17 protein-coding genes are annotated in these 26,407 nt (G+C 53.6%); 10 read left to right on the plus strand and 7 right to left on the minus strand.

The window, feature by feature from the left end; translation table 11 throughout:
• The first annotated feature begins 4 nt into the window (after positions 1 to 4).
• The 7 genes from SH421x_RS20665 to tsaD all read left to right on the plus strand — a co-directional run bounded on the left by SH421x_RS20665 (position 5) and on the right by tsaD (position 7,351).
• The gene (locus SH421x_RS20665) at positions 5 to 988 is read left to right on the plus strand and encodes a glycosyltransferase family 4 protein (RefSeq protein WP_488851913.1); all 984 of its coding nucleotides are present in this window, start codon (positions 5 to 7) and stop codon (positions 986 to 988) included.
• A gap of 109 nt (positions 989 to 1,097) precedes the next feature.
• Complete coding sequence (locus tag SH421x_RS20670; RefSeq protein ID WP_488851914.1) at positions 1,098 to 1,268, plus strand: hypothetical protein; 171 nt, start codon at positions 1,098 to 1,100, stop codon at positions 1,266 to 1,268.
• 12 nt (positions 1,269 to 1,280) lie between these two features.
• The gene (locus SH421x_RS20675) at positions 1,281 to 1,748 is read left to right on the plus strand and encodes a TylF/MycF/NovP-related O-methyltransferase (protein ID WP_488856467.1); all 468 of its coding nucleotides are present in this window, start codon (positions 1,281 to 1,283) and stop codon (positions 1,746 to 1,748) included.
• A 1,284-nt stretch (positions 1,749 to 3,032) separates the two neighbouring features.
• On the plus strand, positions 3,033 to 3,629 hold the full coding sequence (locus SH421x_RS20680) for a class I SAM-dependent methyltransferase (RefSeq protein WP_488851915.1): 597 nt from the start codon (positions 3,033 to 3,035) through the stop codon (positions 3,627 to 3,629).
• Between the two features lie 40 nt (positions 3,630 to 3,669).
• Positions 3,670 to 4,602 (plus strand): hypothetical protein, encoded by a 933-nt coding sequence (locus SH421x_RS20685; RefSeq protein ID WP_488851916.1) that lies wholly within the window; start codon positions 3,670 to 3,672, stop codon positions 4,600 to 4,602.
• Between the two features lie 350 nt (positions 4,603 to 4,952).
• Positions 4,953 to 6,305, plus strand: a complete 1,353-nt coding sequence (locus tag SH421x_RS20690; protein WP_488851917.1) for a S41 family peptidase — start codon at positions 4,953 to 4,955, stop codon at positions 6,303 to 6,305.
• A gap of 14 nt (positions 6,306 to 6,319) precedes the next feature.
• Positions 6,320 to 7,351: a tRNA (adenosine(37)-N6)-threonylcarbamoyltransferase complex transferase subunit TsaD gene (gene tsaD, locus SH421x_RS20695; protein ID WP_488851918.1), complete on the plus strand. Its 1,032-nt coding sequence runs from the start codon at positions 6,320 to 6,322 to the stop codon at positions 7,349 to 7,351.
• Positions 7,352 to 7,354: 3 nt separating this feature from the next.
• On the opposite strand, the gene SH421x_RS20700 is transcribed toward tsaD, so the two are convergent.
• Both SH421x_RS20700 and SH421x_RS20705 read right to left on the minus strand, forming a co-directional pair.
• Positions 7,355 to 11,197, minus strand: a complete 3,843-nt coding sequence (locus SH421x_RS20700) for a hypothetical protein (protein WP_488851919.1) — start codon at positions 11,195 to 11,197, stop codon at positions 7,355 to 7,357.
• A 280-nt stretch (positions 11,198 to 11,477) separates the two neighbouring features.
• The gene (locus SH421x_RS20705) at positions 11,478 to 12,491 is read right to left on the minus strand and encodes a hypothetical protein (protein WP_488851920.1); all 1,014 of its coding nucleotides are present in this window, start codon (positions 12,489 to 12,491) and stop codon (positions 11,478 to 11,480) included.
• A 317-nt stretch (positions 12,492 to 12,808) separates the two neighbouring features.
• Here SH421x_RS20705 and SH421x_RS20710 point away from each other — a divergent pair, with 317 nt between their 5' ends.
• The 3 genes from SH421x_RS20710 (at position 12,809) to SH421x_RS20720 (ending at position 18,260) form a co-directional block, all read left to right on the plus strand.
• Complete coding sequence (locus SH421x_RS20710) at positions 12,809 to 14,716, plus strand: SLC13 family permease (RefSeq protein ID WP_488851921.1); 1,908 nt, start codon at positions 12,809 to 12,811, stop codon at positions 14,714 to 14,716.
• A 71-nt stretch (positions 14,717 to 14,787) separates the two neighbouring features.
• On the plus strand, positions 14,788 to 16,467 hold the full coding sequence (locus tag SH421x_RS20715; protein ID WP_488851922.1) for a hypothetical protein: 1,680 nt from the start codon (positions 14,788 to 14,790) through the stop codon (positions 16,465 to 16,467).
• 719 nt (positions 16,468 to 17,186) lie between these two features.
• The gene (locus SH421x_RS20720; RefSeq protein WP_488851923.1) at positions 17,187 to 18,260 is read left to right on the plus strand and encodes a hypothetical protein; all 1,074 of its coding nucleotides are present in this window, start codon (positions 17,187 to 17,189) and stop codon (positions 18,258 to 18,260) included.
• Positions 18,261 to 18,316: 56 nt separating this feature from the next.
• On the opposite strand, the gene SH421x_RS20725 is transcribed toward SH421x_RS20720, so the two are convergent.
• The 5 genes from SH421x_RS20725 to SH421x_RS20745 all read right to left on the minus strand — a co-directional run bounded on the left by SH421x_RS20725 (position 18,317) and on the right by SH421x_RS20745 (position 26,298).
• Positions 18,317 to 19,759, minus strand: a complete 1,443-nt coding sequence (locus SH421x_RS20725; protein WP_488851924.1) for a 2-oxo acid dehydrogenase subunit E2 — start codon at positions 19,757 to 19,759, stop codon at positions 18,317 to 18,319.
• A gap of 53 nt (positions 19,760 to 19,812) precedes the next feature.
• Complete coding sequence (aceE, locus tag SH421x_RS20730; RefSeq protein ID WP_488851925.1) at positions 19,813 to 22,530, minus strand: pyruvate dehydrogenase (acetyl-transferring), homodimeric type; 2,718 nt, start codon at positions 22,528 to 22,530, stop codon at positions 19,813 to 19,815.
• A gap of 331 nt (positions 22,531 to 22,861) precedes the next feature.
• Positions 22,862 to 24,286: a dihydrolipoyl dehydrogenase gene (gene lpdA, locus SH421x_RS20735; RefSeq protein ID WP_488851926.1), complete on the minus strand. Its 1,425-nt coding sequence runs from the start codon at positions 24,284 to 24,286 to the stop codon at positions 22,862 to 22,864.
• A 139-nt stretch (positions 24,287 to 24,425) separates the two neighbouring features.
• On the minus strand, positions 24,426 to 25,034 hold the full coding sequence (gene rpsD / locus SH421x_RS20740) for a 30S ribosomal protein S4 (protein ID WP_488851927.1): 609 nt from the start codon (positions 25,032 to 25,034) through the stop codon (positions 24,426 to 24,428).
• Positions 25,035 to 25,212: 178 nt separating this feature from the next.
• Positions 25,213 to 26,298, minus strand: a complete 1,086-nt coding sequence (locus SH421x_RS20745) for a phosphatidate phosphatase App1 family protein (RefSeq protein WP_488851928.1) — start codon at positions 26,296 to 26,298, stop codon at positions 25,213 to 25,215.
• Positions 26,299 to 26,407 lie beyond the last annotated feature (109 nt).

Raw genomic sequence — 26,407 nt, forward strand, 5'->3', positions numbered from 1 at the left:
CGAAATGAGTTGGATTGATAATGTACGCCGACTGGCTTCCAGAACACCCTGGCTTAACTCACTTTTGGGTGATTCGAATTCAGCAAAAGAAGAGCCTGTTTGCTTCTTTGTGCCGGAGAAAAGCCGGGGATGGATCCTGGAAGCTGTGAGCCGCGAAATTGCACAGCGTCTTAATGCTCCGTATGTTTTTTGCAACAACTACAAGAAGCTGCCGCGAGCGAAGGCCTATTTTTTTTGCCACTATCACTTCTACATGTCGGCCCTGCAGACTAATCCACACCTCCGCGATGAAAATTGCGTCGTGTGGTTCACGCACCCCAAGGAAGTCGACCTTGGCGGCCGAAACACGATAGAGGCTTTGAATAAGGCCAAGGTCGTTACTATGTGTACTAAATGGAAAAGACATCTGATCGAATTAGGCGTCGAAGAAGATCGCGTTACAACCATTATCGGAGGAGCAGATCTTGATTTATTTCCACCGCACCAACGCGGAGGAGGAAAGATCGGTTTTTGCACCGCATACTACGATCGAAAAAGTCCGGATCGGATCCTTGACGTCGTGCGGTTGCTGCCTGAATGCAATTTTGTGCTAATGGGCAGGAACTGGAATGAATATTCGAGATTCTCAGAATTGGTTGGATTAAAAAATTTAGAGTACAGAGAATCTAGCTATGACCAGTACCCGGCCTTTTATGCTGAGTTAGATGTATTCATTTCAGCTTCACAACTAGAAGGTGGACCAATCCCTCTTCTTGAATCAATGATTAGTAATGTTGTACCAGTAGCCAGCGATACTGGCTTCGCCCCAGATATAATCATCAACGGTGAAAATGGTTTCTTATTTTCCGCCGAAGAATCTGATCCACGTGTTATCGTCGAGCTAGTCCTCAAAGCGCAACAAATAAAATCGGACATCCGACAGAGCGTAATCCATTACGACTGGGTAAATTACGCCAAGCGCCATGAACAGCTTTTTCGGGCCGCCTAACTAGGCGAAAATGAAACTGCTCCCATCCGAATCGATCATACAGTAACAATCATTCACTACTGAGCAGGGACAACAAAGCACCTGCTCGGTATTCAGAGAGGGATCAAACATGTTATCAGAGTTTCAAAACGCAAAACTGCTCGATCACGAAGATAACATGCAGGACATGTTTAATGTGTCCCTCGAATACCTCAAAGATAACATTGAACTCATTCCAGGGCAGATGCTTGAGTTCGGAGTTTTTGACGGCAAGTCGATCAACAATCTGGCAGAGTTGTAGCCGGATCAGACAATCCATGGTTTTGATAGCTTTGAGGGCCTTCCGGAGGACTGGGATCTCGGCAGTAAAATCTATCGCAAAATGACAAAATGGCACCTGCATGGCAGTTTACCTGAGGTTCGCGAAAACGTTCGCCTCATAAAAGGTTTCTTCGATGATACGCTACCCGGTTGGCGGGAACAAAATCGCGTTCCAATCTCGTTTCTACACCTAGATTGTGACCTTTATTCAAGCACCAAAACAGTTCTCTCCATCCTCAACGACGGCATTCTGCATGGCACCATTATTCGATTCGATGACTTGATCGATTTTCGTGAATTTGAGCAGTACCAGGGAAAGGGGTCGCACATCTCGCAATACACCTCATGGCGAGAACATGAGTGGCGTGCCTTCGAAGAATGGCTCGACACCTACGACCGAGCGGTGAAACCGCTCTATCGCGGGTGGTTTCAATGGGCCGTTGTCGAAGTTCTACGGTAGCTACAAACAAGTAACTAAGCGGCACAACCCGCCGATTTCTGACATCGAGCAAGAGGCTCGCCCTCTAAACACTTATTCCTCAGTAGTTCAGTTTGATTTATAAACTTCACCTTACGTAACATAAAACTTAACTTTATCTTTTTCTCGGCAATTTTTGGACCGGCAACTTCCCAGGAACGGACATGGCGACGCAAGATTTCTAATCGTGCCAGATGAACCTCGGAATCTCAAGGAATTTCGTCGCATGCTAACCTTCCTTCTAAGTAAATTAGTCTCCCTATTTGGGTACGATTTGCATCCTCGATATAAGCCTCAGATACGAGGATCAATTCCGACAGGTTCAAAATTGTATGTTGGATGTGGGGAGGACCAGATTGAAGGATATTATGGCTGTGACATCCGGCCTTTGGCACATGTTCATTTAGCCTGCAGAGCTTGGGAGGTATCCCAATTTTGCGATGATCTCGGAGAAATTTACAGTCGGCATATGGTTGAGCACCTAACACTAAGGGAAGTTCAAGTCACCCTAAGGGATTGGCATGATGCGCTTAGTCCTAGCGGTCAACTGCGAATCGAGGTCCCCAATCTGGCGTTTGCTTTGGAGCAGTGGCGACGAGCGAAATGGAATGACGAGGAGTTTGACGATCGATACTCAGACGCTCGCTGGGGCTTCGCAGGACTCTTCGGCTGGCAACGGGAGTGCGATCCTACTTCCGCAGAATACAATCAATCGTATTGGGATGTTCATAAATCGGGTTTTACCGCAGATTCGATGCGATATTTCCTTGCTCAGGCAGGTTTTGAAGACATCCAAATTTCATTCGATCGGTTTAGCGATAAGCAAATTCAACGCCGCAAGATTCATCCCAATGCAAGCGATGATTGCCATTTAATCGCTACGGCTCGAAAACCCCCAGTTCTACACCGAGAATTTTTGCTTCCGAAGAGCCGAGTCGCTTAGATCACAACTCACGTCAATCGTCGAAATCTGCCACAAATCTCTATCTCCCAACTGGTCTCCAGCCAGACAGTTGCAATGCTGTCCCGATTCATTAAGGAGAGCATGAGATGGTGCGTTTATGGGACATCCAGTCCTCTCAGTTATGCATGTATTTTTATTGATCTCGACAGGACCAAGCGACTTGGGTATTTTTTTGCCGAATCCGAGATTGATGCTTGAGCCGGCCTAAAAGAATGGTTCTCTCCTGTCTTTTGAAATTTTAAAAGTGTAGAAAGCGCGCCATTCGGCGGATAGTCAGTCATCTATATTCGAGGAATAGAACCATGTCCGAGCGTCAAATGGCGACCACTCTGAATGAAGTCCGCCCTGACCATCGACTTCGGTACGAACTAGCGATCGCCGAATTGAAACGTCGGGGAAAAACAGGCACAGTAATCGACGCTGGGTGTGGAGTTGGCTACGGTTCATGGATGCTAGCCCAGTACGTGGAAAACGTTATTTCGGTAGAAATTAGCGACGAAGCACATGAACTCTATCAACAGAATTGGCAATGCTCCAATATCACCTATCACAAAACCGATCTACTAGAATTTGAACCTCGAGTTCACGTCGATGCGGTCGTGTGCTTTGAGTTTATCGAGCATGTTGAATTTTACGACGCTGCTATCAAGAAGTTTTCTGAATGGAGTGACTTCCTGATTATTTCCACGCCGAATGAAGAAGTGAGACCTCACTTACAGGAACCGGTAAATCCATTTCACTTTCGCCACTTTCGTCCTGGCGAACTTGCTGAGGCACTGGAGAAACATCAGCTACAGGTCAAGAGTTGGCTATGCCAGCGGAGCGGAGCCAACCCTGAAATTGAAGAAGGGACGAATGGCAAGTTCATCATTGCGATCTGCCAACGAACGGCAGCCTGAGGTGATTCCGTAGAATATAGCGAGATCGGAGCATCACGACATGGAGTCTTTTGGAATATTTGTCCCCAAAGAACCGGCGATGCATGTAGAAGCGTTGCATGCCGTCGCAGAAGGACTAAATCTCCGCCAAATCCCACATACAATCTATTCTCTTGAAAAGGGATACCGTCCTTGTAAATTCGCCATAACCTTTGGGGTCGCGAAACAACGAACAGTACGCGGCCGCATGGTAGGTGAAGTTATTGCCAAGCACAGCCGCGTATCGTCAAAGAATAATCATCTTGTCATCGAAAGAGGTTTCATTCATCGTGATCGCTACTTCATGATTGGCTGGGGAGGCTTGAATGGGCGGGCAGAATATTTCAATCGCTACAGCCCAGACGGTCGGTGGAAACAGCTTAACGTGGATGTCGCTCCTTGGCGAACCTCGGGAGATCATGTTGTTCTCTGTGGACAAGTCCCTTGGGATGCTTCGGTTCAACATGTTGATCACGTGGCTTGGTGCCGTAATACGGCCCGCACACTGCAGCAACTTACCACACGACGTATTATTTTCCGTCCGCACCCTCTTGCCACAAACGCGATCAATATGGCGGATAACGGACTTGACATTATCTTGTCAAAAGCTGGAAGTCTTTCCGAAGACCTACAAAACGCTTGGGCGGTGGTGACATTCAACTCAAACGCTGGCGTCGAGGCAACCTTGGCAGGCGTTCCGACTTTCGTATGCGATCCGGGAGCAATGGGATACTCACTGCTGAACAAGGACCTTCGGAAGATCGAGACACCTAATATGCCTGACAGGACCAAGTGGTTACACGGCTTAGCCTATACTCAATGGACACTGGAAGAAGCGGCGATAGGCCTGCCGATTGAGCATCTTTGGGGAAAGCGGCGGCCTCTCTTGAAACGATTTGTGCGGGCAATCTCCTATTTCTGCCAACGCGGGCAAAGCAAAAAGCATGCAGCCTAATTCCCCCCCACGTCAGTGGCCCCCAGTCGCTTGGTCTGTGATGTAATCTTCCTTTTTCTTGCTACTCGTTGCATGAATGGGAACTGCGAGATCTTCGGTGAAAAGTCGTAATTAGTGCAACGATAACACTGGAGAATGAAGCTGAACTTGATCCCATCAAATTCTCGGGCTAAAGCCGCAAAGAGCTTGCTATCCATGGCCTACACCATGCCGCTTGATGTGAGCCCTGCCGATTGCTGTCCTCTATGATTTGCCGTAACTACCGGCCTGCTCTATACTTCAACAAGTTCGTGATTACTGTTCGCGTTCTCTTGTTTCCCGGTATGCATGCCCTGCGAGTAGTTACGCCCATGTGGAAAATTCCCGCTTGTATTGCGATTGCATCGCTCTGCTCTTTGGCGCCGTTGGCCTCGGCTGCTGGTCCGGTTCCTAGCAAATCGACGGCTGCGCAGCCCAGTCCGTATGCCGAAATCGATGACGATTATGTCGAACTAATTCAGATGTTCGCCGATGCGCTGGACCAAGTGGATCGTAACTACGTCGAAAAGCTGGATCGCCGTAAGTTGATTGAAGCGGCGATTCGTGGGGTCATCACCGAGCTTGATCCTCATTCGACTTATATCCCCCAAGAAGAACTAGCTCGATTTCGTACCAATATTGACCAGCAATTTGGTGGCATCGGGATCCAGATTGATTCTCGCGACGGTCAGTTGATTGTCGCCAGTCCTTTGGTGGGGGGCCCTGCCTATGATGCTGGCCTTGGCGCCGGCGATCGGATTTTAGAGATCAATGGACAGAGCACCAAAGGGATGACGATCGATGATGCGATTCAGAACCTGAAGGGAGAAGCCGGCGAGACCGTCTCGCTTGTGATTTATCATCCGGCTGAATTTAAGACGGAAACGGTTGATTTGCAGCGAGAAATGATTCAGTTACAAACCGTGCTCGGCGATCAACGCCTGGAGAACAGTGACTGGGATTATATTTATGACCATGACCAGAAGATCGCCTACGTTCGTATTACCATCTTCAGCCGCAATACAGCGGAAGAGTTCGCTACTGTCTTGCAACAATTAAAAGCTGCCGAAATCCGCGGGCTCATCGTTGACTTGCGTTCCAATCCTGGCGGACTGCTCAGTGCGGCGATCGAAATCTCGGATCGTTTCATCAGTAGTGGAAAAATCGTCAGCGTCGAAGGCCGCAACACTCCGAAGCGGGAATGGAGCGCAGTCGCGGATACGACCCTTGTTGACGTTCCGGTTGCCGTGTTGGTGGACCATTTTAGCGCCAGCGCTAGTGAAATCGTTTCGGCTTGCCTGCAAGACCATGACCGTGCAGTGGTGATCGGCCAGCGAACGTGGGGCAAAGGGAGCGTGCAAAACATCATTGATCTAGAAGAGGGCAAAAGTGCGATGAAGCTGACGACCGCCAGCTACCATCGGCCCAGTGGGAAAAATATCCATCGCCTGGCCGACGCCAAGGATTCTGACGAATGGGGAGTTTCTCCCTCGCCTGGGATGGAAGTTGAGATGACCCCCAAGCAACTCGCCGCTTTGCAGAACTATCGACGATTTCGCGATCTGCGAACGCTTGTTCCCCACCCGCCGGAGCCAGAACAGCCGCTTGCCGAAGTTGACCCGGTGTTGGCGAAAGGGATTGAATACTTAGAATCGAAGCTGGCGGAACCTGTCCCTTCCCAATAATCCAGCTACGGCCCATGAATCTGTTGACGATCGAGTCTACCTGCGACGAAACGGCTGCAGCAATCATCAATGACGACCTCCAGCCGCTCGCCAGCGTCGTCGCTTCTCAAGAGAAACTACACCAGCGATTTCATGGAGTCGTTCCCGAAATCGCCGCGCGAGCTCACCTAGAGCGAATCATGCCGGTAATTGACGAAACTCTCGCTCAGGCCAAGCTGACGCTCAACGATATCGACGCGATTGCGGTGGCTCACACGCCGGGCCTGGCCGGATCGCTACTGGTGGGGGTATCGGTCGCTAAGACGCTTGCTTGGTCGCTAGGAGTGCCGCTAGTGGGGGTCAACCACCTGCATGGGCACATTTATGCATGTCGACTATCTGCGGGGCGTGACATTTTTCCATGCGTGGGGCTAATCGTCAGCGGCGGGCATTCGAGTCTTTATGATTGCCTTGGTCCTGCTGACTTTGTTCCCTTAGGCGGAACGATCGACGATGCGGCAGGCGAAGCGTTCGATAAAGTTGCATCGATGCTTGGACTTCCCTACCCTGGCGGCCCTTCGATATCACGGTGTGCAGCCAGCGGTGATCCGCGTGCCATTCCTTTTCCGCGGCCCTTTCTGCAAGATACTTCCCGTCTTGATTTTAGCTTTAGCGGTCTCAAGACTGCAGTTCGCTACGAAATCGCAGGGCCTGGCCGCCCTGATTTTTCGGCGATTGAAATTTCAGATCAGCGTCGCGCAGATATTGCGGCTAGCTTTGAGCAAGCGGTCGTTGATTGCTTGGTTGGCAAGGCCGAGTTGGCGATCCGCAAAGCCGGACGGGGTCGATTGTGCGTCGGCGGCGGAGTCGCGGCGAATGGACGATTACGCGATGCATTGCAACAGATGGCGGATCACAACCAGATCGAGTTGATCATCGCCCCATTCGCCCTGTGCACCGATAATGCGGTGATGGGGGCGATCGCTTGGGAAAAAATAAAGGCCGGTAGCTACGACGAGCTTTCGCTCGACGCAGCACCCGGCCTGATTCGCGAAAGCGTTGCGTAACGCTTAGTTATTACCGGCGCCAGATTCAATCGTATTGAAGTCTCCGGAACCAATGTTGAACGTCGTGACGTTACCGATACCCGTAAAGCTTGGGAAGCCGGTGAAGCGAACGTAACGACGATCTGCAGAGATCACTGCGAAAGCCGTAAACTGAATGCCTTCGGGCAAGACCGTGATCTCCGGCCGGAAACCCACCCCGCTGCGATTGCGAATGAAGGGCCGTGTGTTGGCCACTTCTTCACGGTCCGTATTGTACGCTTCGGAGCTGTACGAATCGGAGTAGCTATCGAGCGCTTGAGCCAAGACGGCTCGCCCCATTTCGGCGTGCGCCTTGGCGGCGACTTGCACTTGGCTTTCTTCTAGGCTGTCCGTGCGACGACCTTCTTTCAAGGTGAAGTTAACAATCGCGGCCGTATCACCGAGCGGAATTTGTTCACGTAGGTGATTCTGCTGCTTCGCGCCATACGAGGTATAAACGTCGACGGTCACTTTGCCGGCGGTCACTTCACCCCAGATCCGACGGATGAGCAGCTTGTACTCACCTGGGAATCCGACGGGACAAACGTAAGTCTCGGAGAAACCTTTGTCGTCTTGTTGGTTCAAAGAAGAAGCTGCGTCTCCCAGGAGCACGCCGCCGCCAATCGAGCGTGGATTGCGAATCGAACAGACCGTGCCGCTCGGTTCTTCCACCGCGATATCGAGGTCCGCATCGCCGGTCCAAGTGACTTTCACGATGCAGTCTCGAACCAAAGCTTCGTTCAGCTCTTGGCTAAATGCTTTCGCTTCATCGAGTCGCCCCTCTTGCTGCAAGCGAGCTAGAGCCGCTTTCGCCGAGAGGAAGGCATCGGTCTTGATTTTCACACTTTCGGTTGGCCAGGCTTGTTTCAGAGCGCCCACACAGGCCCAACGGATACCATCAAAATCATCCAATCGCTTGGCGGCCGATAGGCCCAAAGCATACGGCTCAGGACGAAGCGGTTCGATCTTGGCGACTTCTTGGAACAATTTGAGGGCACGCTCATCCAGCCCAACTCGAGTCATATAAATTGCAACGTAGAGCATGTGCTCGGGGCCCGAACTGAAATCGATCGCCGACATCAGGCTGCGTTCGATATCTTCTGGCGGAGCATGATTTAGTTGCATCGCCATCCCTAGCGCTTCGTACATCCACGACTGCGGTTGCCCATGACGCAGGAACGATTGAATCAGCGCGGTCACTTCGTCATATTGCTTTGCAGCCATCATGCGACGAACTTCCGTGCGAACTTCCGCGGCCGGAACGTCAGCGCCCGCTTCCAGCAAGCGATCCCAAGCAGCACTGCGAGTTTCGCCTTCGCGAATTTCCAATTTCAATTCTGGCTGGGCTTCGATCGCGGGAACTGTTTTCACAGGCGCCGCTTCGATTGAGGTCTTCACTTCGGCTTCCGCTTCGACGGTCGGCCCCAATTTTAAGACAGCTTTTTCATCCTCGACAGCAAAGAAACCACCACCACCACCGCCCCCTTGCTGACCGCCACCAAAACCGCCGCCGCCTTGCTGACCACCCTGGCCACCAATGCCGCCACCTTGGTTATTCGATCCGAAACCACCGCCGCCAGAGGGAATCGGCATCACCAAGTCCGCGACCGGATAAACCTTGGTCACTAGCTGTGATTCAGCGTCCTCAGGAGTTGTGATCTCCAACACTTCATTGGCGACCATATAGGTGAGTTCTAGTTCTTTCAGCAACAAGCGGAGCGCCGAACGTAGGCTGATCCCTTCTAGATTGCGCGTCACCAACACGTCCGCCGAAAGACCAACGTCTTCCAAAGCGCGGTTGTTCAATTGAATTTCGATGCCGTGCAACGTCTTCAAGTATTCCACGACTTCGGTCAACGGCGTGTCGATAAAGGCGATCTTGGTCGGCTCGTTGAGCTGCTCAAAAATCTTCTTCTCGGCGTCACCGGTTGTTGCTAAGTCAACCGAAGAGTATTTTTTGCGTCGGCGAGTGATATCTTCCCAGAACTGACGATCGGGGTAAACGATCGGCGGTTCATCGGGGAACGGAACGTGAGACTCTTCCACCAGCCACAACGTATCGATCACCCCTTTGTAGCGGCGTTCACGAATCCGTTCGATGTTATAGAAATTGCCAACCAGCTCGGCATTGTAAACGGCGCTGTGGGTGGCCAAATTTCGCGGATCAATCTCGCGAGCCGCAAAGGCCGCTTCTTCCGCTTCCACGAATTTGTTTTCCTGCATCAGTGCGTTGAACATTTCCATGATGCTACGCACCCGTTCTTCGTCCCGAAACAACGTTTCGGTAATGCGAATACGTTCGGCGGCGATTGCGGCGTTTTCGTCACGCTCTAGACGTTCAGATTCCACCTGAACCGCACGTCGGTCCGCCATCTGAATGGCGCTGACGATCTTGTTCCGCAGACCGCGTCGGACGTCGGCTTGCAATTCTGGAGCACGATCAACGCTTTCCAACAAGAGCTTCAACGAGTCTTTCACCATCGCAGGCTGAACGCCCATCTGTTCACGGGCATTGGCCAACGCGTTTTCGACTTCAATCTTGATCACTTCCGCCTGGCGAATCTGTTGACGTTGAACTTCGTTCAAAAAGTTCCCCTCATCCGCATCCAAGTCAACACTTGGCTGAGACTGGGCGTTGACCATGCGCAGCGAGTCCGCGTCGCCGAGTTGCGATGTGGCCGCTTTTCTGACGAGCGCCGCTTGCGGATTCGCTGGGTCCCGTTGCAGGGCTGCGTCAGCCAGGCGCTGTGCTCCTACCGCATCACCAGTCGCGAGCGCTTGGCTGCTCATTTTCGAGAAGGTATTGGCCGAGGCGAGCATCACGCGAGCCGTTTCTCGCAAACCCACCGAACCCACCGTCGGCAAGCTCATTCCGTCATCTTTTTTGGCGAGCTCTATCAATTGCGGCAGATAGGCCTGATCGTCTGAAGGTTCTGGCTTGGCGGAAAAATCGAGCTGAACTGTTTTGCCATTGGACGTGCCGGTCAAATTGACGGTTACGTCGCCAGGTTTCGCTAGTTCGCCCACTACAATCGTGTCACGATCTCCACGTAGCGGAGGAGTTTGTTTCGGATAGACGGCAGAGACATTGCTCGAAAATTTGACATCGGTCGGCCAAATCACAGGCGTCTCTGCAGCCGCAGCGATCAAAGCGCCAACATCAACCGACGCCGCTTCGTTGCTGTCTGCGATCACAACGCCACCGGTTTGATTGGCCAAGACGGCCAACAATTGGATGTCACGCTGAGGCCCGATCGCGAATGCGTTGACTGCAGCTCGCGCCTTGGTCAAAGCACCAACCACGTTCTTCAGTTCGGCGTCTTCCAACGCTCGAGCACGACTGGCTCCGTCTCCCAAGTAAACAATCGAGCGGGGAGTCTGAAGATTGCCTTCAAATTGCGAAGCGGCTTCTGTCAACATCGTCGGCAGATCGGTCGAACCAAGCGGAGCTCGCTTTGCCAACTTGGCCAGCGCAGCATCTGCTTCAGCACCGGTCGGAGCCACAAATCCGTCGTTCATCGCGACTGCATGCAAATCGCCGCCCATCACTTTGACGCGTGTCTGCGGTGAGAGCGACGCCAGAAACGCCTTCAGCGTTTTAAGAGAGTCCTCACGATAGATGCCGGTTTGGCTTGCCGACGTATCGACAATAACCACGACTTCGCCTGGTGCGGCTTTGAGATTCTCGCCCGGAGAAATACTCATCGCAAAGTAGGTTTGTCCGCCGGTCGCTTCGTAGGTGGCAAGCTTCGACTCTTCGGCCAGGACTTGGCCCCCGATGCTTGAACCCAACAAGATTGCAAGCGATGCGAGGACGCATCGTGCCATGCGCTCACCTATGGGCATATTCAGACTCCAAAACCGTCGAAAGGATGTGTCGAAGAGGTTATTCCCTGTTCCAGTGAATAACCACTGTTGTAGCAGATGCGGTTTACTGAAGGCGCAGAATTGCATACCGCAACTGAGCTTGTATTCTATTTCCTGCCTGAAATAGAGGCTACAAAAATCTACCGATTGTCGCAAGTTTAGCTGGATTAACATTTCCGGAGAACCGGCATCCTCTCGCGCCGGCTCTTGAAATACCGATATCCGCTAGGTCGACACCCCCTTAGCGAACCAGCTGGAATCCATCAATCACCGCATCCCAACGTTCAAGGACCTGACGCTCGGCCGTCCGATAGCTACGAATCTCACGCTCTTGATGGGCACGCCGGGCTGCTTTCATCGGCCCCGAGATATCCAGGGCTCCTAGCCACCGAACCCCCTCTTCGGTGCTGTGCACTACTGCAAGCAGTGGCTTCGTGATCGCAATGGTCCAGGCAGCACCTTGCTCTGGCCGCGACGTCTCGCTCGGTTCTTCGTCTAGATAATCGTTGTATTCTGAATAACCATAAGGATCGAGCGAGTTGACAAAGTCGGCTGGGCCCGAAGAGAGATAGGCGATCTCTTCATCCGTCAGAGGGGCAGCTTCGTCATTGAGCAGGCGGAGAACTTCGTCAACCATTAAAGCATCGATATTCGCTGGATCGAGCGTGAAATGCTCAACGACTGGCGAAATCGGCGGGCAATCATCTTGGATTTGTTGTGCAATCACCGGCTGAGCGGCGACAAGATCGGCATATTCTTCATCCAGAATAAACTCTTCCAGCTCAGCAAGTTCCTGCTCTGTCACCGTTTCGGCAGCAACAATTGGCGCCGGCAACCAGCCAGCCAAAGAGCGCGAAATCAGACTTTTGATCTGAAAGTCGAATTGAGCTAAGCGAAAATCGGAAGGATTCTCAGGACTCTCCCAGAAGAGCTCGCTCACTTTTTCCCACGAAATTTCTAGTTCGTAGCGCTCGGAATTCAAAGAATGATCGCCGCGGTGGTCTTTCGCCGCATTGATGGCGAAGCGGCTTTCACCGCATGGCTTGGTCCGATTGGGCTCTAAGCAATCGCGGATTGCCTTGTTTACCCAGTCGGTTTGGGCGTAATCCGAAATGGGAGTCTCGACGGCAGAATACGCCGACGGACTAGATTCGTAAGATGCAAAGTTGCAGGGTCCCGGCAATTCGTCTGCAAAAGTAAGGGTGGGGATGCAAACCAGCAGGACGCTAAGCGAGCGTAGGCCCAAGAACGACATCCGTTGTCTCCAGCGGGGGCATAGGTTGATTGTATCTTCAGAGGGCCCGCGAAGATCCGTTCGCGGTAGCCCGTATTCGGCGTGACAGATTTCGTATCGACCAATTGTTACGTGAATCGCCAGGCAAGCAGGGATAACTAGGAGAGATGCAGGTTATGCGAGATATGAAGGCGATGTTTCTCGATTTACCGTTTACAATGGATCGATTCCTGAAGAGTTGACTCCTCTTAGCGGTACCGCATTCCCAAGCGGCGCTGGAAGCCTCAGAATCATCACTTGCCTAGCACTCCGCCTGACCTGTCGCCAACATTGATTGAATGGTTCCTGAATTTCTGCATCCTTGGCTCGCTATTGCGACAACGGTAAGTGTTTTTGTCACGCTCCAAGTGACTCGCCGTATCCCGATTGACCTGCTGTTCTTGCTAGCGCTGGTTTTTTTGGTCCTGACCGGTGTCCTGGCGCCGGCCGTTGCGATCTCTGGCTTCGCAAGTCGCGCCGTCCTGGCGATTAGCGCTTTGCTGGTTGTCGCGGCCGGGCTGCGTAGCACCGGCGTACTGGATTGGGTCGGTAATTTGCTGTTGGGCGATGTGAAGACTGAAAGCTCGGCCCTGCGTCGTATCGCTGGTCCGATCGTGGCCAGCAGTGCGTTCATCTTGAATACGGCGCTGGTTGCGATGATGATGCCGGTGCTGATCGATTGGTGCCGTCAACGTAATCTCTCGCCGTCCAAACTGCTGCTGCCGCTCAGCTACTTGACCATCCTGGGAGGCGTCTGCACGTTGATCGGCACCAGCACTACGCTGGTCGTCAATGATCAATTGCGTCTGAGCTACACGGCGATGCAAGCCGAAGTCGCTCATCTCGAAGAACAAACGCCGCTCAACTTGGAGGCCATCGCACCCCGAAAAGCGGCGCTGCCGCAAGTCGCCCCCATGGGATTCTTTGAGATTGGCATGGTCGGGCTTCCCTGTGCGATCGCTGGTACGCTCTTTTTGATGTTCGTGGGTCAGAAGTTGCTGCCGGGTTCGCCTGATTTGATCGAGCAACTGGGGGATCAACGCCGCGAGTATCTGGTCGAGATGCAGGTCCAGCCAGAATGCCGACTAGTCAACAAAACGGTGGAAGAAGCAGGGCTGCGCAATCTGCATGGTCTTTATCTGATTGAGATCGATCGCAATGGAGATATTCTGACGCCGGTTGCGCCGGAGGATCAAATCCGTAGCGGCGATCGACTAGTCTTTACCGGCGTCGTCTCTACGATCGTCGATCTTGAGAAAATCCCTGGATTGGTTCCGGCTGCCGATCAAACCTATGAGTTTCATCCTCCCTCAAGGCAACAACGTCACCTGACCGAAGTCGTGCTGTCACGCACTTCGCCGCTGATCGGCAGCACCGTTCGTCAGGCGAATTTCCGCGCCCTTTACAACGCCGCGGTCATCGCTGTCCATCGTAATGGGATGCGGCTGACCAACAAGATCGGCAATATTGAACTGGAGCCCGGCGATACGTTGTTATTGCAAACGCGCGGTGACTTTATCGCCCAACATCGCAACAGCCGCGATTTTTACCTGGTTAGCAGCGTCGAAGGCGCCGAACCACGGCGACATGATCGCGCCCTGCTGGCGGCCGGCTTGATGGCCGTGCTGATCTTATGGATGACGCTCGCGTCCCTGTTTGGCGGCGGAGGCGTGGCCGATCCGGCGATCGCGTCGTTATCGATCGCGGCGCTGATGGTCTTGCTGCAATGCGTGAAATCGTCCGATGCGCGAGCCGCGATCGACTTGCAGGTAGTGGTCACTATTGCGTCGGCACTTGGCTTAGGGAGCGCCCTGTGGCAAAGCGGCGCCGCCAACATGATCGCTGAAACGCTAGTGCAAATCGTCGGCCCGCGTCCCTATCTGCTGCTGATCGTGATCTATCTACTCGCAATGATCTTTACCGAAATGATCACCAACGCCGCTGTCGCCGCGCTGCTATTACCAATCGCGATCGCTGTAGCGATCGAAGGCGACCTGAACCCGCGTCCCTTCATTATGGCGATCGCACTAGCGGCATCCCTCTCGTTCCTGACGCCGATCGGTTATCAAACCAACCTAATGGTGATGGGTCCCGGCGGTTATAAGCCGCGCGATTATCTGGTAGCCGGCATCCCGCTAGCCTTGATCGTGGCGACGACGGCGCTGGTGATGATTCCGTTGGTCTGGCCGTTGACGCTGGGGAATTAGGGATTTTTGATCGACAAGATTCTCGCCTGCCGCTCGAATAGCAGAGAACGAAACTCTTATCGCAAGTCGGCATGTCCCGAAAATTAAAAACCTATCTGGCGGTGATCGGCGGCGGGCTGGCCTTGTTTGTCGCGATGCTCGCCTGGTCGATGTTTGGACCGGCTCGCCGGCTAGTCGTCTCGCGTGAGACGACTTATCTGACATCGCCGTTGACTGCCGATGGAAAAGTTGACTACGTCGGCGAGATCCTCCGGCAACGGAAGTCCGACGTTACGCCTGAAAACAACGCCGCCATCCCGCTATTGCTCTCTACCTGGCCAGGCAAACTTTCGTCTAGCGAACAATCGCAGATGTGCCAAGAACTAGGCTTCCCCCTTCCTACCCAAGTCGGCTTGGAAGAAATTTATGATTCGCCGTTCTACCAGAAGTTAATTACCGAATGGGCGAGCGAGAAGTGGGGAATCGATCTGAGTGATTCCCATAAATATGTTTTTGATCCCAGGTTCTATTTGGACGACGCCAGCACTCTTCCCTGGCGTCGTGAACAACTGCCGCCGTTGGCGCATTGGGTTGATTCGCAACAGGCGAATTTGGACCGCTTGCATCGGATCACGAGCGACAGCAAGTTCGACCTCCCGGCAATCGTCGAAGGTGCGTCAGACAACGCCCAGCGGCTCACGAATTACCACCGCGCGCTTCCCCTTCGCACGGCGGCTCGCGCATTGGTTCGGCGAGCAAATATGTACGCAGGCGAACGCCAGCCGCAACTAGCCTGGAACGATCTGAAAACGGCGTTCGTCATCGCTCGGCTTTATCCCAATTCGCCCTCGGGAGTTGATCTGGTGATGAGCAGCGCTCTCGAGGCGTTTGCGAGCAACCAACTATGCCAGCTGATTTCTTACGGCGAATGCGATGGCCCATTGCTGAATGAGATGGAACAATTTTTCGCCGCACTAAAACCGTCTCCCACCACCGCAGAGATTGCTCAAGATTTCGAACGACCGCTGACCTTGTACAACGCCGCTTACCATATCGAAGATTACTTCGTCTTGTTCGACCGCACGCCGCCGCCACCGACGCCTGGTCCGATCCAGTTACTCAAGTGGCCCTACGACAAAAACAAAACCCTCCAGCGAATTAATCAGGCTTACGATCGCATCCTCCCAATTCTGCAAATCGAACAGCCCGCCGATTTTGCCACAGCAGCCAAACAACTCGAAGCGGACTTCACCCAGAACGCGGACGCATGGAACCAATGGCGCTGGTCAGCGGCAGCGACGCTCAGTCAATCAACGCGCGGCGTCTACATCGCCGATGTAACCCACGCCGGATGGAGCGTCGCTAATTTCACTTACAAGCAGAACGAGTTCCGTACACGGCAAAATTACAACTTGCTGCTAGTGACAATCGCACTGGCGAAATACCATGTAGATCACGACGAATATCCTCCTACGCTGAGTGAACTAGCGACACGTATCGATCCGACGTTGCTGGAAGATATCTACCTCTCAGGCAAGCTGCTGCGATACGAACGTCGCGGCGACGGCTTCTTACTTTACAGCCGGTTTATCGACGGAACCGATGACGACGGCGATTCTGGCTTCGATATCCAAGACGGGGAATGGCTTGATGATGGCGTCTACCGGAGCTATCCCGGCGACGAAGCAACGGACTTGGTTGTTCGGTTCCCGATGCCCATTTCGATTGAACTTAAAAAGCCGCTAACGAAAGTGGTATCTGACGTCGATTAATCGCCGGCCAAAGAAAAAACAGCGAATTCTTATTCCCACGGGATGATATGTTCCAAAAAGCGAAAACAAAATGGATTGTCTTTAGCAGCACGCTGTTTTTGTTCGTCAGCTTTATCGCATGGTCCATTTTCGGGCCAGCGCGTCGGATCGTTGTATCTCGTGATACGACGTATTTAACGGGTCCGCTGACGGAAGATGGTAGAGTGGATTATGTTGGCGCACTCTTGAAACACCGCAAGGCAGGCGTTAAGGCCGAGAATAACTCCGCCGTGCCGATATTGAAGTCGACTTGGGACACCGATTACTCCACGCATAAATTTCGATCAGCCCTGTGTCGCGAATTGGGAATTCTTGAGCCGGAATCGGATGGCTTGCAGGACTTCCTCGTCTCGCCGAAATACCTGCAGCGAATCACTGAGTGGGCCAGCGATAAATGGGAACTTGATCTGAGTGACCAGGAAACGTACGCCTTCGATCCTCAATTCTATCTTTGGGACGCGACAAAACTCCCCTGGAAGCGAAGTCAGCTTCCCCCTTGTGCTGCTTGGGTCGACGATCAACAAGAGCATCTCGATCGACTGCATCAAATCGAGAACCATGACCACTTCTATCTGCCATTTGGCGATGAGGACACATCGGCGGCGACGATGAGTTCGCAAATGCTTGATCGCGTACAGCGACACCGTTTCGCCGCTCGTTGCCTGGCGATGCGGGCCTTGATGTACGTGGGAGAAAAGCAACCCCGCTCCGCATGGCGCGACATCAAAACCATCTTTCTCTTGTCACGGCAATGCTCTAAACAACCGTCCCTTGCCGAAACACTCACTTGTTTAGCGATCGAGGGTGTCGCTATTTTTCACACCAAAATAATGCTTGCCAGCGGAGACTGCGATAGCGAGTTACTGAAAAGTATCGAGGTGTTCTTAAATAGATTCAGGCCGATTGTCTCGGCATCACAGGCGGTCAATAAATTTCAGCGTCTGTTGATGCTCGAAACTGCCGCATATCACCATTCGGCGTTTCAGCAAGAGCTTCTTCTAGATGACGCGACACCTGGCCCAAAACTGTTGTTGGCTCTGCCGTTTGACAAGAACTCAGCGCTTGTCCGAATCAACTCTTGGCTGGATCGCATCGTTCCGATACTGAACCTTGCCGCTCCAGAGAAGTTTACACCGGCTTATGACCGTCTCATGGAGCAGATGCGAAGCGATTGGAATCGATGGAACGAGTCGTGGCCAACTACCGGCGCGACTCTCAGCCAATCGGTGCGAGGGGAATACGTTGCTGATCTGATGATCGCAAATGAACTGTACACGATTCGAGCATTTAAGCTTGCCGAATATCGAGTCCAGCAAAACCGCCAACTGCTCCTGGTCACAATTGCGTTAGAACAATTCCACGCACAGCATGACGCTTACCCGTCGTCTCTTCATGAGTTGCAGAATTGGATTGAGCCGACAATGCTCGTAGATCTTTATCGTCGCGCTGAATACTTACAGTATCAAAAGAGAGGCGATGGCTTCCTACTTTATAGTCGCTACTTAAGCGGCATTGATAACAACGGCGATTCTCTCTCCGGCGACATTCAACGTGGCGAATGGAGTGATGAAGAATTCCGCGATCAAGACGAACTGAAATCCGACTTGATCGTTCGCTTCCCATGGCCAATGACCTCCCCAAAATTGGAGAAACCGCAAACCAGGGCCGACCGCGCCAAGGAAGTTCTTCGCGAAATCGAAGACATCGTGCAAGAAATATCACAAAGTGAACAAGAAAACGGGATAGAGAACTAGCAAAAAAAGCTCGCCAAATTGGCGAGCTTTTAGGAGCTTTGAATTCAACCGCAAAACTACGGAGCCAACAACAACCGGCTCGGCGCTTCCAAATAAGTTTTGATCTCATTCAAGAAGCGAGCAGCGGTTGCACCGTCCACTAAGCGATGGTCATACGACAGGCTCAGCGGCATCATCATTCGCGGGACGATCTGATCGTTGACCACGACCGGCAGCTTGCGTGAACGGCCGACTAGCAGGATTGCGACTTCCGGGACGTTGATGATCGGGGTCGAGTAGGTACCGCCGATCGCGCCTAGGTTACTAATGGTGAACGTGCCGCCGCGGATTTGGTCCATGCTGAAGGTTCCACCACGGACATCGGCGGCGAGCTTCTGGACATCGCGAGCGATTTCGGGAATCGCCAGTCGATCAGCGTTGCGGATGTTCGGTACGACCAAGCCGCGTTCTGAATCAACAGCGATGCCGACGTTGACATATTCTTTGTAGAAGACCTGGTTGTTTTCCATGTCGATCGTGGCGTTGATCGCTGGATTGTTACGCAGCGCCAAGGCGACTGCTTTGACCAGGAAGGCCATCGAGGTCAGTTTGACGCCGGCCGACGCATAGTCGTCTTTGCTTTGCTGTCGCAGTGCTTCGAGCGCGGTGACGTCCGCATCGTCAAAGTTGGTGACACGCGGAGCACTGGTCCAGGACAACAACATTTGGTTAGCGATCGTCTTGCGAATCTTTGGCATCTTTTCGATGCGGACCGGACCGTAAGCGTCTTCCCCTTGCTCGCCGGGCGGAGTAACCGCCGGCGGCGTCAATGGCTGATCGGCCTTGGCCGGAGCAACCGCAGTCAAGGTTGCGGCGCCCCCTTTGGCGCCACCGGAACTGAGCTGACGGACCGTGGCCAGCACATCGTCACGCGTAATCCGCCCATTGTTGCCAGATCCACTGACGCGGCGCAGATCGACCCCTACTTCACGAGCGAAGCGGCGGATCGCCGGACCAGCCGGGACGTCGTCTTCTTCTTGATAGATCAGGCCTTCCGACGAAGCTGCGGCGCGAGCAACCGGCGCTTCGTAGGTGACGGCCGGTTCCGGCGTCGGAGCCGGCTTGCTGGCGGCCGGGGCCGGTTTCGGCGGTTCGGCTTTCGGCTGTTCCGATTTGGGAGCTTCCGCTTTCGGAGCAGGCTCCGTCTTTTTGGCTTCGGCCTTGGGGGCTTCTTCCTTCTTCGGCTCGGGGGCCGGTTTCGATTCGCTCTTGGCGGCGCCATCCGATGCTTCGACCGAGATCAACGCGCCGCCAATCGGCACCGCGTCGCCGGTTTTGACATGGACCTTGGTCACTTTGCCGGCGACGGTGGTCGGGATTTCGACAGTCGCTTTGTCGGTCTCAAGTTCCAGGATGTTCTGATTCTTCGTGACGACATCTCCTTCTGAGACGTAGACCGAAAGAATGTCGCCTGATTCAATGCCATCGCCCAGTTCGGGCAATTTAACTTCTGTCGCCATGATGCTGCTCCGGCGGAGTCGATATCGATTTATAGGGAGTGCGCGAAGATCTCCTACGCAAAGTAGGGATCAATCTTTTCGGGATTGTAATCGAGGTCTTTGATCGCTTTAGCGACCTTCTTGGCGTCGATTTTGCCTTCGCGTGACAATTGGTACAAAGTGGCGATCACGACCGAGGCCGCATCGATCTCGAAGTGACGTCGAAGCGCATCACGCGTTTCACTGCGTCCCATGCCGTCAGTTCCAAGGGCGAACAGGGCGCCTGGCAGGTAATCGCGGATCTGCTCTGGCAACGCTCGCACATTGTCGCTTGACGCGATGAACGGTCCTTGGACCCCTTCCATCACTTCTTCTAGGTACGACTTGCGCGGCGTTTCCAAGGGGTGAAGCATGTTCCAGCGTTGGCAAGCATGCGCGTCACGTCGCAACTCGGTATAGCTAGTGACGCTCCAGACATCGCTAGAGATGTTGTACTTGTCGGCCAAGATCTGCTGAGCATCCAACACGCAACGCAAGATTGGTCCGCTGCCAAACAACTGGACGCGGGTCTTGCCTTTGCTTGCTTCGAGCGAGTTAAACTTGTAGATGCCGCGGACGATTCCTTCTTCAGCGCCTTCAGGCATCGCCGGCATCGCGTAGTTTTCGTTGCCAACGGTGATGTAGTAGATGGCGGTTTCACCATCGACGTACATCTTTTTCATACCGTCAAAGATCAGCACGGTCGTCTCATAAGCAAACGCTGGATCGAACGAGCGAACCGTCGGGAAGGCGATCGCATTCAAGTGGCTATGGCCATCTTGATGTTGCAAACCTTCGCCGTTGAGGGTTGTGCGTCCTGCGGTGCCGCCGAGCATGAAACCCTTGGCCCGCGTATCGGCGGCGGCCCAAATCAAGTCGCCGACGCGCTGGAAGCCGAACATCGAATAGTAGATGAAGAACGGCACCATATTGATACCGTGTTGGCAATAGGCGTTGCCAGCCGCGATAAACGACGACATCGAGCCGGCTTCGGTGATTCCTTCTTCCAGAATCTGCCCGTCTTTCGCTTCCTTGTAGAACATCAGCTGATCAGAGTCGACCGGCTCATACAATTGGCCGCCGTGGGCATAAATCCCGATCTGGCGGAACATTCCTTCCATCCCGAAGGTGCGCGATTCGTCAGGGACGATCGGCACGATGTTTTTGCCAATGCTTTTGTCTTTAACCAACTTGCTGAGCAGACGGACAAAGCCCATCGTGGTCGACAGCTCCTTGCCGCCGCTATCACCAAGGAACTCTTGATAGTCATCCAGCGACGGAACTTCCATCGTGGGGCAAGTCGTGGGACGCGTCGGCATAAATCCGCCCAGCGCTTCACGGCGTTTGACCAAGTACTTCATCTCGGCGCTATCTTCTGGCGGTCGATAGAAGGGGGCTTTCACCACCTCTTCGTCCGAGATCGGAATACTGAAACGAGTCCGGAAGACGCCGAGCTCTTTCTCGTTGAGCTTCTTCTGGTTGTGCGTGACGTTGCGACCTTCGCCTGCTTCGCCCAAGCCGTAACCCTTGACGGTCTTGGCCAAAATAACAGTCGGTTTAGAAGTGCATTCGACCGCCGCTTTGTAAGCGGTGTATACCTTTTCGGGATCGTGGCCGCCGCGAACCATTTTCTCGAGACGTTCGTCCGAGTAGTTCTTAACCAGCTCAAGCAGTTCTGGATACTTGCCGAAAAAGTGCTCACGGATGTAGGAGCCCGGCATCACGACGTATTTTTGATACTGACCGTCCACGACCTCTTCCATTCGCTTGACTAGCAAACCGGATTGGTCGGCTTCAAGCAACGGATCCCAGTCGCTGCCCCAGATCACTTTGATCACGTTCCAGCCGGCGCCGCGGAAGACCGCTTCCAGCTCTTGAATGATCTTGCCGTTGCCACGGACCGGACCATCCAACCGTTGCAAATTGCAGTTGATGACCCAGGTCAGGTTGTTCAAGCCTTCGCGCGCCGCCAAGCTGATCGCACCCAAGGTTTCCGGCTCATCGCATTCGCCGTCACCCAAGAAGGCCCAGACGCGCGTGCCGTCCGTCTTTTTGATGCCGCGATCTTGCATGTAGCGGTTAAAGCGAGCCTGATAGATCGAGCAGATCGGCCCCAAGCCCATCGACACCGTGGGGAATTCCCAGAAGTCAGGCATCAGCCAAGGGTGCGGATAAGAAGAAAGGCCTTTTTCTTCTTGCAGTTCGCGACGGAAGTTCTCTAGGTTCTTTTCGCTCAAACGACCTTCGACAAAGGCGCGAGCATAGATACCAGGCGAAGCGTGACCCTGGAAGTAAACTTGATCCCCTTCGTAGCCGCTGCTGCGACCGCGAAAGAAGTGGTTGAAAGCGACTTCATACAAGGTCGCGGCCGATGCGTAGCTCGAGATATGACCGCCGAGACCGCTGAAGTCGCGATTGGCGCGAGTCACCATCGCCATGGCGTTCCAACGAATGACGCTCTTGATACGGCGTTCAAATTCGCGGTTGCCTGGGTAAGCCGGCTGTTGGCTGACGTGAACCGTGTTGATGTAAGGAGTATTGGCCGCAAATGGCAAATCAATCCCGCGGGAATGTGCGCGGTTCTCAAGAGCAGAGAGGAGATAGCGAACCCGATCGCCCCCTTTGCTCTCAATGATGTAGTCGAGTGAGTCGAGCCATTCTTTGGTCTCACTCGGATCGATATCTTGCGAGTGAGCCGCCGGATTCTGTCGCAAAATGTTTTCTTCGGCGGGCAACAACTTGGCTTCTGCCATTAAATTTTCCTCGCTAGCACATGGAAACTGCGTAGGCGCCAACTCTGGGCGCCGCGACCGCTGGCATCCTCTCGGTAAGTGGAAGATCCGATCCAGCAGTCGGAGCCGGGAAAGACGTCATCAACATCCCTACCCGTATGGAGCATTTAAAGTATAGGCCGCACTCTAATTTGGACGCTAGACGGTGGCAATCAGCCCTACTAGCCCCAGCGGCACAATCGACACATTCAGACGTTCCGGTATTCTCCGCCAGAACGCCCCCTTGGAAAAGGGCTCGGCCCAGAAATCGTGAGCCCTTGATAATACAATATGACGTAAGAACTTACGTTGCTTACTTCTTCGGCTTGTAAATCTCAGTCGCGGTGCCGAAAAAGACTTCGGCAGCGTTCATGACAGTTTCACTGAGCGTGGGATGAGGATGAATCGCCGCGGCGATATCCCCAACTTCGGCACGCATCTCTATTGCCAAAACCGCTTCGCCGATCAATTCACCGGCGCCGGGTCCTACGATTCCGCAGCCCAAGACTACTTGGGTGACAGGATCAACGATCCATTTAGTCATACCGTCTGAGCGCCCCAGCGATTGAGCGCGACCGCTAGCGGCCCACGGGTACATCACGACTTCGACTTCGCGACCTTCTTTTTTCGCCGCTTCTTCCATCAAGCCGGCCCAGGCAATCTCTGGATCGGTGAAAATCACCGCAGGAATAGCAGCCGGCTTAAATTCGACCGGATGCCCCAAGAGGGCTTCGATCGCAGTGCGGCCTTCGTGCGTCGCTTTGTGAGCAAGCATCGGATCACCGGTCACGTCGCCGATCGCCAGCAGCTTCGGATCACCGGTCTTCAGCTGGCTATCAACTTCGATAAAGCCCCGCTTGTTGACGGTGACCTTGGTATTTTCCAGGCCGATTCCCTTGGTGTTCGGCCAACGTCCGATCGAAACCAGGACGCGATCGTACTTTTCGGTTCCAAATTTAGCCGGACCTTCAAACGCAACTTCAACCTTATCGCCGCGGATGCCAATCGAGCCAACTTTGGTATTGAGATGCAAACGCCCCTCAAACAAGGCTTCGATCCGCTTCTGCAGCGGCTTCACCAAGTTGCGATCGGCGCCTGGCAACAAGCCATCCGTCAGCTCAACAACGCTGACCTGGGTACCGAGCTGGGCGTAAACAGTCCCCATTTCGAGACCAATATAGCCGCCGCCGATGACTAGCATTGTTTCAGGAACTTCTTGCAGCTCCAGCGCGCCGGTCGAATCCATCACGCGATCCGAGTCGATCTGGAAAGCAGGCGGAACCGCTGCGACCGAACCGGTAGCGATCACGCAATGATCGAAGGTCAGCTTGCCCCCTTCAGGAATCGACGGACTATCGCCGGTCAGTTCTAGGGTGCCGCTATCTAAAAACGTGCCGCGGGCTTGAATAACGGTGACATTACGACGCTTGGCAAGCTGCTTGAGCCCACCTGACATTGCGTCAATCACCTTGTTTTTACGAGCACGCAGCTTATCAAGATCAATCTGCGGCGATCCAAACGATACGCCCCATTCGTCATGCAGATCGTAGGTTTCGTCGATCACTTTGGCGACGTGAAGCAAAGCCTTGGAAGGAATACAACCTCGCAGTAAACAGGTGCCGCCGAGCTTCGGCTCCTGCTCGATTAAAGTGACTTCCATACCATGGTCGGCGGCGAGAAAGGCGGCGGCGTATCCGCCGGGACCACCCCCTAAAACAGCAAGCTGCGTGTGGCTCATGTCGGTTCTTTCAGCGCTTGTCTAACAATCAAGCAAAGACGCTCGATCGCTGGGACATAAAAAAAGGGATTCTTCGATGTGGGTTACACCTAAAAATCCCTGGATAGTTCGTGATGTTTCGGCGAATAGGTCGTCCGGGTTAGCGCGACATAAATTCGACCACCATATTGACGTCTACCGGTAGGCTGACGTCTTCAGCCGTCGGAATCGAGTCAAACGAAGTCGACAGCGTTTCTTGATCCGGCGAAACGAAAGCGGCGACCTGGCTGCCGTTTTCGCCCAGGATACTGCGATACAAGATCTGCAGCTTCTCCCGATTACGGACGCTCACAACATCGCCGGGGCGACACTGGAACGACGGCTTGTCGACCTTCGCGCCATTCACCAGAAAGTGACCATGCACGATCCCTTGGCGAGCTTGTGGGCGGGTCAAAGCCATGCCGGATCGACGCACGACGTTATCGAGACGACGTTCGCACAGGACCAACAGCTGTTCGCCGGTGTTCCCCTTCATGTGCTTCGCCATTTCGAAGTAACGACGCAACTGGCGTTCGCCCAGGCCGTAATAATGTTTGATCTTTTGCTTTTCCATCAACGCAGCGCCGTAGTTAGACGGCCGGCGAGGACGGGTATGCATGCCAGGCGGAGTCGCACGTCGATCATAAGCCTTGATCGCGCCACGGTTCTCGTAGATCACGCCGCCCAAGCGACGATTAATCCTGGCCTTAGGACCGGTATAATGGCCCATCAACTACTCCTGATTGCGGTTCGACGACGACCACACGAGGCGATCGATAAGTAAATTCGGTACTCTGCGGACGGGAACTCGGAGTTCTCCTGGCCTGATGGCGGGCCCACAGATAAACCGCATATCGTGCCACAAAGAGTCCACCCTGGCAAGAGGCTGCGACCTCTTTTTATTGACTTCACGCAAAGCGACCTGAGATCTGCGGCAACTCAGGGGAAGAAAGGCGGCGATCAACGATCTCGCCGGGATCCCGAAAGACTTGCCAAGACTTGTCGGGCAAGCTGTGAAATGCCCGAGCATATCGCGCCGAATGCGAGTTTTTGCCACCCAAATCACGGATATAGATCCGCTCGACCTGCTGGGGAAACTTGCGAGCGATCACCCCGTAGGTTTCTGGATCTTTTTCGCCTGAATCACCGACCAGGACAAACTTGCGACTCGGAAAAGTCTGCAAAATATGCTTAATCGCTTTTCGCTTTCCCCACCGCCGAGCAATAAACAGCCGCAAAACGCTCGGATCACGGAACCGGATCGACTTCATATGAAATGTCCCGCCCGGCAAGCCTTCGGACAGAAAAAGATCGACCAGCGGCGAAAACAACTGCCAGGGAGACGAAGTCACGTAGTGAAACGCGGCGCCCTGCTCTTCCCAGCCTTTGAATAGCTGGGTAATCCCTGGCACAGTGCTAAATTCACGCAAAAACGTATTGGCCAACATCGCTTTGCGGCTCGCGACATCGGTGTGCTTCACCGTGTCGTCAATGTCAGAGATGATCGACATGCCGGAGTGCTCCAGCAGTTGAATCCGCGCAGGAAAGGTTCGCTCGTCCTCTGGACTTATCACCAGCTGAAATGGCAAAGAGACGCCGAACTCACTCGAATGCAGCGACGACTGAACTTCATCCCGATCGATCTCGAGTTTCCCGCGAAATTGACCATTTTTGCCCGAGAGTTCCCGCAACCGATAGCGCCGCTGACCAATTTCGACGACGATCTGCTTCCCGCTGTGCTTGTAGACCGTGAAACCCAATATCCGCTGCTGAAAGATCTCGGTTTGCAGATCCTCCGGCGTCGCGTCCATCAACCGCGCCAACAGACGCAGCATGATCCAACGGGGTAAGTTGTCAGGCACTTTCTCAAAGATACAGCCATGGACTTCCACCACCCACCGTCTGCCGTCGGCAGACGGGTAACCGTAGGTTGGATAAAACACCACCGATTGACTGGTAGTTAAGTCAGATACGGCCATGTCGTCTGGCTGCATGACGACGCTCCGCCGTTAGCGGAGACCCAATACTAGCAAAGGTTTACGTTCAAATACCACTCGGTATTGTAACGAACAATCACGAGGGCGGAAAACGATTCCGATCAAA

It is taken from the genome of Blastopirellula sp. SH421, assembly GCF_057808535.1.

Bases quoted from the DNA above. Each gene is read 5' to 3' on its own strand.
- SH421x_RS20680 (WP_488851915.1), top strand. From the start codon at position 3,033: ATGTCCGAGCGTCAAATGGCGACCACTCTGAATGAAGTCCGCCCTGAC.
- tsaD (WP_488851918.1), top strand. From the start codon at position 6,320: ATGAATCTGTTGACGATCGAGTCTACCTGCGACGAAACGGCTGCAGCA.
- SH421x_RS20670 (WP_488851914.1), top strand. From the start codon at position 1,098: ATGTTATCAGAGTTTCAAAACGCAAAACTGCTCGATCACGAAGATAAC.
- SH421x_RS20715 (WP_488851922.1), top strand. From the start codon at position 14,788: ATGTCCCGAAAATTAAAAACCTATCTGGCGGTGATCGGCGGCGGGCTG.
- SH421x_RS20725 (WP_488851924.1), bottom strand. From the start codon at position 19,759: ATGGCGACAGAAGTTAAATTGCCCGAACTGGGCGATGGCATTGAATCA.
- aceE (WP_488851925.1), bottom strand. From the start codon at position 22,530: ATGGCAGAAGCCAAGTTGTTGCCCGCCGAAGAAAACATTTTGCGACAG.
- lpdA (WP_488851926.1), bottom strand. From the start codon at position 24,286: ATGAGCCACACGCAGCTTGCTGTTTTAGGGGGTGGTCCCGGCGGATAC.
- SH421x_RS20745 (WP_488851928.1), bottom strand. From the start codon at position 26,298: ATGCAGCCAGACGACATGGCCGTATCTGACTTAACTACCAGTCAATCG.
- SH421x_RS20700 (WP_488851919.1), bottom strand. From the start codon at position 11,197: ATGGCACGATGCGTCCTCGCATCGCTTGCAATCTTGTTGGGTTCAAGC.
- SH421x_RS20690 (WP_488851917.1), top strand. From the start codon at position 4,953: ATGTGGAAAATTCCCGCTTGTATTGCGATTGCATCGCTCTGCTCTTTG.
- SH421x_RS20710 (WP_488851921.1), top strand. From the start codon at position 12,809: ATGGTTCCTGAATTTCTGCATCCTTGGCTCGCTATTGCGACAACGGTA.
- SH421x_RS20685 (WP_488851916.1), top strand. From the start codon at position 3,670: ATGGAGTCTTTTGGAATATTTGTCCCCAAAGAACCGGCGATGCATGTA.
- rpsD (WP_488851927.1), bottom strand. From the start codon at position 25,034: ATGGGCCATTATACCGGTCCTAAGGCCAGGATTAATCGTCGCTTGGGC.
- SH421x_RS20720 (WP_488851923.1), top strand. From the start codon at position 17,187: ATGTACGTGGGAGAAAAGCAACCCCGCTCCGCATGGCGCGACATCAAA.
- SH421x_RS20705 (WP_488851920.1), bottom strand. From the start codon at position 12,491: ATGTCGTTCTTGGGCCTACGCTCGCTTAGCGTCCTGCTGGTTTGCATC.
- SH421x_RS20665 (WP_488851913.1), top strand. From the start codon at position 5: ATGAGTTGGATTGATAATGTACGCCGACTGGCTTCCAGAACACCCTGG.